Annotated in this window: 1 protein-coding gene; it reads right to left on the reverse strand. The window is 42.5% G+C overall.

All coding sequences use genetic code 11. The annotated features are described in order from the left end of the window. The coding region (locus BAZSYMA_RS10320) for an RHS repeat-associated core domain-containing protein (RefSeq protein ID WP_241502535.1) at positions 1 to 1,032 on the reverse strand (1,032 nt) is incomplete at both ends.

Here is a 1,032-nt window from a genome sequence, read left to right on the forward strand (position 1 = left end):
TCTCTCTCATAATGCTTTCTGAACCATAAACTAAAAAAGTACCTTCTTTTGGATCCTCAACCCACACGCCAAAATCAGGTGTCACGGATGTTCTACGAGTATCGAAAAAGGAGCCATGTTTATCTATTACACTTTTGGGTGTTATAGCAATACTTGGATTTTCACCCATATACTTAAAAGCAGGGAATGCTTTTGGGTTTTGATCTTTACTCCACCTTACATTTGTTAGTGTGTGGGCTGCACCAACCAAAATGAGTGAACTTCCTTTGAAACTCCCCTCTCTTCGCATTCTTTCGTATTCTCTTTTATCACGCCATTGATATCTACCAATATAATCAGCGTTAAGGATTGTTGCTAGCATCTGTACATCTACGGTTGCATTTGTTAATGCTTGGGTTTTTTCAGGTGTTGATTGTGGATATAGATCTTGTATTGCCTCTTCCGTATATCTAGCGAGGACGCCATCTGAGGTTCCTTCAGGTCTTTCATTTGCACTGGCACCAGTATTTTCTAGTATAAAATTTTGAAATTCAATTTCAGCGGCTAAATTTATTACTAAATATTTTCCTTGCGGCGTATCGTGGGCTTCTCCAACCCAAATATCCAATGCGCTTTGATTTGCCTTATAAGCGTTAATATCGCTCACAAATCCACCCCAAGATATAAGTGGAAAATGCCCCGTTGGATCCCTATATTTGAGCGGATTATTGCCCACATAAACATACAAATTCAAGCCATCAACCGCCCCTGCTGTATCAGGGCTTATCCACCTCGTTAGCCAAGGGGCTAGGTACCTAGCACCGTAGTAGGATAAACCACTACTGTCGTCTCTTTCTTTGCCTGTGTAGCGGTAGCGTTTTTGTTGTGCTTCGGTTTTGTCTTTGCCAGCGATGAGGGCAGTGCCCCCATAGGGGTAGTAGTGTTCGTAGCTGAGGATTTGGGCTTTGTCATCCAACTCTAGGGTGTTGGATTGTAGGTGGCTGGTGAGTTGGTAGTGGGTTTGGCTAGGGTTTTGTGTGTTATCTTTGCTAC

This window comes from Bathymodiolus azoricus thioautotrophic gill symbiont, from assembly GCF_001298715.1.
Classification (GTDB): Bacteria; Pseudomonadota; Gammaproteobacteria; order PS1; family Pseudothioglobaceae; genus Thiodubiliella.